Here is a 9,734-nt window from a genome sequence, read left to right on the forward strand (position 1 = left end):
GGCCGCACGGGCCGCGCCCACGGAGGCGGGCCCGTCAGGCGATGCCCAACTCGTTGTCGATGAAGGCGAACAGCTCGTCGGCCGAGGCCGCCTGCAGCTTCTCGGTCACCTGCTCCTCGGCCTCCCGCTCGCGCGGCGCGCCGCTCCACCGGGCCGCCAGGGCCTGGAGGCGGGCGGCGACGTCCGCGCGGGTGTCCTCGTCGGCGGAGACCGCCGCCAGCGCGGCCTCCAGCCGGTCGAGGTCGGCCAGCGAGGGCTCGCCCTGCCCGCCGCCGGTGGGCAGCAGCTCCGCCCGCAGCCGGGTGGCCAGCGCGGCCGGGGTCGGGAAGTCGAAGACCAACGTCGCCGGCAGCCGCAGCCCGGTGGCGGCGCTGAGCCGGTTGCGCAGCTCCAGCGCGGTCAGCGAGTCCAGTCCGAGCTCCTTGAACGCCCGGCCGCCGACCACCTCGTCCACCGTCGCGTGGCCGAGCGCCGCCGCCGCGTGGGCCCGGACCAGGTCGAGGACGGCCTGCTCGCGCTCCAGCTCCGCCATCCCCGCCAGGCGCCGGCGCAGCTCGGCGGCGTCGCTCGGCGCCGCCTGCGCGCCGGCCTCCTCGCCACCGGACTGCCGGCGGGCGGCGGGCAGTTCGTCCAGCAGGGCGGAGGCGCGCACGGCCGTGAAGCCGGGCGCGAACCGCTCCCAGACGATGTCAGCGATGGTGACCACGGTCTCGTCCAGGTCCAACGCCTGCTGGAGGGCGGCGATCGCCGACTCGGGCCGCATGCCGGGCAGTCCGGCCCGGTCCAGGCGGTCGCCGATCAGGCCGTCGGCCGCCATGCCCGACTCGCCCCAGCGGCCCCAGGCGACCGAGGTGGCGGGCAGGCCCTGGGCCCGGCGGTGCTCGGCGAAGGCGTCCAGGAAGGCGTTGGCGGCCGCGTAGTTGCCCTGCCCGGGGTCGCCCAGCGTGCCGGCGATGCCGGAGAACAGGACGAAGGCCGTCAGGTCCGACTCTCGGGTCAGCTCGTGCAGGTTGAGCACGGCGTCCACCTTCGGACGCAGCACCCCGGCGACCCGGTCGGGCGTCAGCGAGTCGAGCACGCCGTCGTCCAGCACGCCCGCGGTGTGCACGACCGCGGTGAGCGGCCGGTCCGCCGGTACGGCGGCCAGGAGTTCGGCGAGCGCCGCCCGATCGGCCGCGTCGCAGGAGGCGATGGTGACCTGGGCGCCCAGCGCGGTGAGTTCCGCGTGCAGTTCGGCGGCGCCTTCGGCGTCCGGGCCGCGACGGCTGGTCAGCAGCAGGTGCTCGGCGCCGTTGCCGGCCAGCCAGCGGGCCACGTGCGCGCCGAGCGCGCCGGTGCCGCCGGTGACCAGGACGGTGCCGCTCGGGCGCCAACTCGCCTCAGGCGCGAGGCCCGCGGGCGCGGGCAGCAGCCGGCGGACGAACACCCCGGAGGCCCGGACGGCCAGCTGGTCCTCGACCCCGGCGCCGGCCAGCACGCCGACCAGCCGGTCCAGCGCGCGCTCGTCGATCCGCTCGGGAAGGTCCAGCAGGCCGCCCCAGCGCTGCGGCTGCTCGAGCGCCGCGACCCGGCCGAGACCCCAGACCAGCGACTGCGCGGGTCCGGCCGGCCGCTCGCCGCGGTTCACCGCCACCGCACCCCGGGTGGCGCACCACAGCGGCGCCTCGAACCCGGCGTCGCCGAGTGCCTGGACCAGCCCGACGGTCCCGGCCAGGCCCAGCGGCAGGCCCGGGTGGTCCTGGTGCGGCCGCTCGTCCAGCGCGAGCAGCGAGAGCACGCCGGTCAGCTCGACCACATCGCCAAGTTCCTTGCGGAGCACGTCGACCAGCGCCTCCCGGTCCAGGTCGAGCCCGCTGAGGCTGAACGTCCGCACCTCCGCGCCGGCCCGGTCCAGGGCCCGGGCGGTGTCGGCCACCCAGCCCTGCTCGGCGAGTTCCTCGGGCACGATGACCGCCCAGGTGCCGGCCAGGCTCGGCGCGGCCGGCAGGTCGGTGAGCGCCTGCCAACCGACCCGGTAACGCCAGCCGTCGATGGCGGACTGCTCGCGGCGCCGGCGCCGCCAGGAGGAGAGCGCGGGCAGCACGGCGCTCAGCGGGGCCTCCCCGCCGAGGTCGAGCGAGCCGGCCAGCGCCGCCAGGTCCTCGCTCTCGACGACCTCCCAGAACGCCGTCTCCACCGGGTCGTTGCCGGCCTGCCCGGACCAGGTCTCGGGCCTGGCCGCCTCGGGCCAGAAGCGGCGGCGCTGGAAGGCGTAGGTCGGCAACTCGACCCGCCGCGTGCCGGTGCCCGCGAAGACGGCGGCCTGCCAGTCCACCGCGACACCGCGCACCCAGGCCTCGGCGAACGAGGCCAGCACCCGGCGGGCGCCGCCCTCGCCACGGCGCAGCGTGCCGAAGGCCACCGCGTCGCGGTCCGCCTCCTCGATGCTCTCCTGAACCGCCATCACCAGCACCGGATGCGGGCTGACCTCGATGAACGTCCCGTAGCCGGTGGCGAGCAGCGCCTCGGTGGCCTCCTGCAGCCGCACGGTCTCGCGGAGGTTGGTGTACCAGTACTCGGCGTCCATGCCCGAGCCGTCCACCAGCTCGCCGGTCACCGTGGACAGCAGCGGCACCCGCCCTGCGCGCGGCTCGATGCCGGCCAGCACGCCGAGCAGCTCGTCGCGGATCAGCTCGACCTGTGCCGAGTGCGAGGCGTAGTCCACCGGGATCCGCCGGGCCCGGACACCGTCCGCCTCACAGGCGGCCAGCAGTTCCTCCAGCGCGGTCGGCTCGCCCGAAACCACCACCGAGGATGGCCCGTTGACGGCGGCCACCGAGATCCGCCGCTCGCCCCAGCGGGCGAGACGCTCGCGGACGGCGGCCACCGGCAGCGCCAGCGACACCATGCCGCCCAGGCCCGCCAGGCCGGCCGCGATCGCCTTGCTGCGCAGCGCGACGACCTTGGCGCCGTCCTCGAGCGACAGCGCACCGGCGACCACGGCGGCCGCGATCTCGCCCTGCGAGTGACCCAGCACGACCGAGGGCTCGACGCCCGCCCCGCGCCAGACCTCCGCCAGCGAGACCATCACCGCCCAGAGCACGGGCTGCACCACGTCCACCCGCTCCAGCCACGCCTCACCGGCCCGGCCGAGCAGCACGTCCTCCAACGACCAGTCGGTGAACGGCGCCAGCGTCGCGCCGCACGCCTCGATCGAGGCCCGGAACGCCGCCGACTCCTCCCAGAGCCGAGCACCCATCGCGGCCCACTGCGAGCCCTGGCCCGGGAAGACGAACGCCACCTTCCCGGGGGCACCGGCGATCCCCTGGATCACCTCGGCCGAGACCTCGCCGGCGGCCAGCGCCGACAGACCGCGACCCAACTCCTCGACGTCCCCGCCCAGCACCACCGCCCGGTGTTCCAGCACCGCGCGGTCCACCGCCAGCGAGCGGCCGACGCCCGCCGCGTCCAACTCCGGCTCGGCGGCCGCGAAGGCCCGCAGCCGCGCCGCCTGACCGCGCAGCGCCTGCGCGCCTCGGCCCGACACCAGCCACGGCAGCACCTCGGCGCCGAGCACCGGGCTGCCGGCCTGCGGCGGGTCGGACGGCTCGGCCTGGAGGACCGGCTCCTGCTCGACGGCCGGTGCCTGCTCCAGGATGATGTGCGCGTTCGTCCCGCTGAACCCGAACGAGGAGATGCCCGCCCGGCGCGGCTGCCCGGTCTCGGGCCAGGCCCTGGCCTCGGTCAGCAACTCCACCGCACCCGCCGACCAGTCCACTTCCGGGGTCGGTTCGTCGATGTGGATGCTCTCCGGCAGCACGCCGTGCCGCATCGCCAGCACCATCTTGATGACGCCGGCCAGGCCGGCCGCCGCCTGCGCGTGGCCGATGTTGGACTTCACCGAACCGAGCCAGAGCGGCCGGCCCTCGGGCCGGTCCCTGCCGTAGGTGGCGAGCAGCGCCTGGGCCTCGATCGGGTCGCCGAGCGCGGTGCCGGTGCCGTGCGCCTCCACCGCGTCGACCTGAGCGGCCGTCAATCCCGCACTGGAGAGCGCTTGCCGGATCACCCGCTGCTGGGACGGACCGTTCGGCGCCGTCAGCCCGTTGCTGGCACCGTCCTGGTTGATCGCCGAGCCGCGCACCACGGCCAGCACCGGATGCCCGTTGCGCCGCGCGTCGGAGAGCCGCTCGACCAGCAGCATGCCGACGCCCTCGGAGGGCGTGAAGCCGTCCGCGGCGGCCGAGAACGGCTTGCAGCGGCCGTCGGAGGCCAGCCCCTGCTGGCGGCTGAATTCGACGAAGGTCCCCGGGGTCGACATCACGGTCACGCCACCGGCCAGCGCCAGCTCGCACTCGCCGTTGCGCAGCGCCTGCACCGCCAGGTGCAGGGCCACCAGCGAGGCCGAGCAGGCGGTGTCCACGGTCATCGCCGGGCCTTCGAGGCCGAACAGGTAGGAGACCCGGCCGGAGACCACGCTGGCCGCCGTGCCGGTGGCGACATGGCCCTCCGCCGACTCGGCCGCGCCGGCCAGCAGGGCCAGGTAGTCCGATCCGTTGGTGCCGGCGAAGACGCCGGTCCGGCTGCCGCGCAGCGCGCCCGGGTCGATGCCGGCCCGCTCGAGCGCCTCCCAGGAGGTCTCAAGCAGCAGCCGCTGCTGCGGGTCCATCGCCATCGCCTCACGCGGCGAGATCCCGAAGAAGGCGGCGTCGAAGCGGCTGGCGTCGTCCAGGAACCCGCCCTCGCGGATGTAGGAGGTGCCCTGGTGGTCGCGGTCGGCGTTGAAGACCGCGTCGAGGTCCCAGCCACGGTCGGCGGGGAACTCCGACAGCGCGTCACCCGCGTTGACCAGCAGCCGCCACAGGTCCTCGGGCGAGGCCACGCCGCCGGGGAACCGGCAGCTCATGCCGACGATCGCGATCGGCTCGTCGGCGGCCCTGACCACGACCGGGGCGGCCACCGCGCCGGCGGTGCCGGAGAGTTCCTCCGCGAGGTGGCGCACGAGTGCGACGGCGTTGGGGTGGTCGTAGATCAGGGTGGCGGGGAGCTTGATCCCGGCGGCCGCACCGAGCCGGTTGCGCAGCTCGACGGCGGTGAGCGAGTCGAAGCCGAGCTCCTTGAAGGCCCGGCCGGTGTCCACCGCCTCCGGGCCCGGGTAGCCGAGCGCGGCCGCGACGTGGGAGGTGACCAGGTCGAGCAGGATCTCCTCGCGCTCGGCCGCCGCGAGACCGGCGAGCCGGGCGGCCAGGCCGTCGCCGGCGCTCTCCTGCTCCTCGGCGCCGCCGCCGGTGCGCGCCAGGGCCGCGACGGCCTCGGGCAGCTCGAACAGCAGCGGCCGGACCCGGCCCGAGGTGAAGGCGAGCGCGAAGCGCTGCCAGTCGATCTCGGTGACGGTCAGCACGGTGTCGCCCTGGTCCAGCGCCTGCTGAAGGGCGGCCACCGCCCGCCCGGGCGCCATCTCGAGGATGCCGTGCCGGCGCATCCGGTCGCCGACGCCGTCCTCGGCCGCCATGCCGCCCTCGCCCCACGGCCCCCAGGCCACCGAGGTGGCGGGCAGGCCGTCGGCCCGCCGCTGCTCGGCCAGCGCGTCCAGGAAGGCGTTGCCGGGCGCGTAGTTGCCCTGGCCGGGGGCGCCGAAGGTGGCGGCGAAGGAGGAGAAGAGCACGAACGCGGACAGCTCGAGGTCGCGGGTCAGCTCGTGCAGGTGCAGGGCGGCGTCGACCTTGACCCGCAGCACCCGTTCCAGCTGATCGGCCGTCAGGGCCTGGATGACCGCGTCGTCCAGCACTGCGGCGGTGTGCATCACGGCGGTCAGCGGCCGGTCGGCCGGGATGCCCGCCAGCAGCTCGGCCAGCGCCGCACGGTCGGAGACGTCGCAGGAGGCGATGGTGACCTGGGCGCCCAGCGCGGTGAGCTCCGCGTGCAGTTCGGCGGCGCCTTCGGCGTCCGGGCCGCGGCGGCTGGTCAGCAGCAGGTGCTCGGCGCCGTTGCCGGCCAGCCAGCGGGCCACGTGCGCGCCGAGCGCGCCGGTGCCGCCGGTGACCAGGACGGTGCCGCTCGGCCGCCAACTCTCGCCCTGCGCCGGGCCGGCCGGCGCGTGCAGCAGGCGGCGGACGAACACCCCGGCGGCCCGGACGGCCAGCTGGTCCTCGACCCCGGTGCCGGCCAGCACGCCGACCAGGTGATCCAGGGCGCGCTCGTCGACCGTTTCGGGCAGGTCCAGCAGACCGCCCCAGCGCTGCGCGTCCTCCAGCGCGGCGACCCGGCCAAGCCCCCAGACCAGTGACTGCGCGGGTCTGGCCAGCCGCTCGCCGCGGTTCACCGCCACCGCACCCCGGGTGGCGGTCCACACCGGCGTCTCGAACCCGGCGTCCGCCAGCGCCTGGAGCAGCGCGACCGAGCCCGCCATGCCGAACGGCACCGACGGGTACGCGGGGCAGCGGGTCTCGTCCAGCGCGAGCAGCGACAGCACCCCGGCGGGCGCGGCGCCCTCCGGCAGCTCCCGGCGGAGCAGCTCGGCCAGCGCCGCCCGCTCCAGGTCGGCCTCGTCGACCACCAACTGCTTTAGGTCCGCGCCGCGTTGGGTGAGCTTCTGGACGGCGCCGACGGCCCAGGCGTCCGCCGTGAGGCCGGCCGGCACGACGACCAGCCAGGTGCCGGAGAGCACCGGGGCGGGCAGGTCGGTAAGCGCTTGCCAGCCGACCCGGTAGCGCCAGCCGTCGATCACGGACTGCTCGCGGCGCTGGCGCCGCCAGGAGGAGAGCGCGGGCAGCACAGCGCTCAACGGGGCGTCCCCACCCAGGTCGAGCGAGCCGGCCAGCGCCGTCAGGTCCTCGTTCTCGACGGCCGCCCAGAACTCCGCCTCCACCGGATCCAGCGCGGCGTCACGCTGCTCGGCGGCGGCCGCGCTCGGCGCGTCCAACCAGTAGCGGCTGCGCTGGAAGGCGTAGGTGGGCAGCTCGACGCGCTGCGCGCCGGTGCCCGCGAACACGGCGGCCTGCCAGTCCACGGCGATGCCGCGCACCCAGGCCTCGGCGAAGGAGGCCGCCATCCGGCGGGCGCCGCCCTCACCGCGCCGCAGCGTGCCGACGGTGACGGCCGGCGCGTCGGCCTCCTCCAGGACCTCCTGAAGGCCGGTCAGCAGCACCGGGTGCGGGCTGACCTCGACGAACCCGCCGACCCCGTGGTCCATGACGGCGGCCCGGACCGCGTCGCTGAACCGCACGGTGGAGCGGAGGTTGGTGTACCAGTACGCGGCGTCCATCGCGGCGCCGTCGAGCAGCTCGCCGGTCACCGTGGAGAGCAGCGGCACCCGCCCGGTGACCGGGGCGATCCCGGCCAGCGCGGTGGCCAGCTCCTCCTGGATCGCCTCGACCTGGGCGGAGTGCGAGGCGTAACTGACCTGCACCCGACGGGCCCGGACACCGTCCGCCTCGCAGCCGGCGAGCAGCTCGTCCAGCGCCGCCGGCTCGCCCGCGACCACCACCGAGGTCGGGCCGTTGACGGCCGCCACCGAGATCCGCTGCTCGCCCCAGGCGGCCAGCCGCTCGCGGACCGCGGCCACCGGCAGCGCCATCGAGACCATGCCGCCGTGGCCCTCCAGGCCGGCGGCGATCGCCTTGCTGCGCAGCGCGACGACCTTGGCGCCGTCGGCACGCGACAGCACCCCGGCCACCACGGCGGCCGCGATCTCGCCCTGCGAGTGGCCCACCACCAGCGCGGGCTCGACACCCGCCGCCCGCCAGACCTCGGCGAGCGAGACCATCACGGCCCACAGCACCGGCTGCACGACCTCGACCCGGTCCAGCCACTCCTCGCCGGCCCGGCCGAGCAGCACGTCCGGCAGCCACCAGTCGGTGAACGGCGCGAGCGCAGCCGCGCACTCCTCGATCGCGGTGCGGAACACCGGCGACCGGTCCCACAGTTCGACGCCCATCGCGGCCCACTGCGAGCCCTGCCCGGGGAAGACGAAGGCGACCTTGCCGACCGGCTGGGCCACGCCTTCGACCAGGTCGGCGGCCACCCCACCGGCGGCGAGCGTCTCCAGTCCGCGACCGAACTCCGCGAGGTCGGTGCCGAGCACCACGGCCCGGTGCTCCAGCGCGGCCCGGCCCACCGCCAGCGAGAGCCCGACGGCCGCCGCGTCCGGCACCGGCTCGACGGCCGCGAAGGCGGCCAGCCGGGCCGCCTGCCCGCGCAGCGCCGCCGCGCCTCGGGCGGACACCGGCCAGGGCAGCACGTCGGCCTCGATCGCGGCGCCCTGCACCTGGGCCGGCGGCTGCTGCTCGGCGGGCGGCTGCTCGGCCGACGGAGCCTGCTCGGCGGTGCTCTGCTCGATGATGCTCTGCTCGATGATGATGTGTGCGTTGGTGCCGCTGAACCCGAAGGAGGAGACGGCGGCCCGGCGCGGCTGCCCGGTGTCCGGCCAGTCCCGCGCCTCGGTCAGCAGCTCCACCGCACCGGCCGACCAGTCCACGTCCGGGGACGGCTCGCTGACGTGCAGCGTCTTCGGCAGCACGCCGTGGCGGATCGCCATCACCATCTTGATGATGCCGCCGACCCCGGCCGCCGCCTGGGTGTGGCCGATGTTGGACTTCAACGAGCCGAGCAGCAGCGGCCGTTCGGCCGCCCGCTCCTGGCCGTAGGTGGCCAGCAGGGCCTGCGCCTCGATCGGGTCGCCCAGCGTGGTGCCGGTGCCGTGCGCCTCGACCGCGTCGACCTGACCCGGCGTCAGACCGGCCGATGCGAGCGCTTGCCGGATCACCCGCTGCTGGGACGGGCCGTTCGGGGCGGTGAGGCCGTTGCTGGCGCCGTCCTGGTTGATCGCCGAGCCCCGCACGATGGCCAGCACCGGGTGCCCGTTGCGCCGCGCGTCGGAGAGCCGCTCGACGAGCAGCATGCCGACGCCCTCGCCCCAGCCGGTGCCGTCCGCGTCGGCCGAGAAGGCCTTGCAGCGCCCGTCGGTGGCAAGCCCGCGCTGCCGGCTGAACTCCACGAAGGTGCCGGGCGTGGCCATCACGGTGACGCCACCGGCCAGCGCCAGCGTGCACTCGCCGGTGCGCAGCGCCTGCACGGCCAGGTGCAGGGCGACCAGCGAGGAGGAGCACGCGGTGTCGACGGTGACCGCCGGGCCCTCCAGGCCGAGGGTGTAGGAGACCCGGCCCGAGGCGACGCTGCCGAAGCTGCCGGTCCCCAGGTGGCCCTCGACGCCCTCCGGCACCGAGCTGAGCCGGCTGGCGTACTCGTGGTACATCAGGCCGGCGAAGATGCCGGTCCGGCTGCCCTTGAGCCCGGTCGGGTCGATGCCGGCCCGCTCGAAGGCCTCCCAGGAGGTCTCCAGCAGCAGCCGCTGCTGCGGGTCCATCGCCAGTGCCTCGCGCGGCGAGATCCCGAAGAAGGCCGGGTCGAACTCGCAGGCGTCGTGCAGGAAACCACCCTGGCTGACGTAGCTGGTGCCCTGCTGGTCGGGGTCCTCGTCGATCAGCGACTCGACCTCCCAGCCACGGTCGGTCGGGAAGCCGGTGACGGCGTCACCACCGTCGGCCACCAGCCGCCACAGCTCCTCCGGAGAGGACACCCCACCGGGGTAGCGGCAGGCCATGCCGACGATCGCGATCGGCTCCTGGTCGCGCTCCTCCAGCTCCCGCAGGCGCCGGCGAGCGTTCCGCAGATCAGCGGTGGCGCGCTTGAGGTAGTCGCGCAGCTTGTCCTCGTTCACCATGTCCGTCCATTCCTTGCGGAAAAGGGGTCGCGCCTGC

The 9,734-nt window shown here is 75.7% G+C and carries 1 protein-coding gene; it reads right to left on the reverse strand.

The features are described from left to right. Nucleotides 1-34 precede the first annotated feature (34 nt). Entirely contained in the window at nucleotides 35-9,694 is a 9,660-nt protein-coding gene (locus ABH937_RS00595; protein ID WP_370216856.1) for a type I polyketide synthase, read from the reverse strand. Between the last annotated feature and the right edge of the window lie 40 nt (nucleotides 9,695-9,734).

Source organism: Kitasatospora sp. GAS1066B, from assembly GCF_041262605.1.
Lineage (GTDB): Bacteria > Actinomycetota > Actinomycetes > Streptomycetales > Streptomycetaceae > Kitasatospora.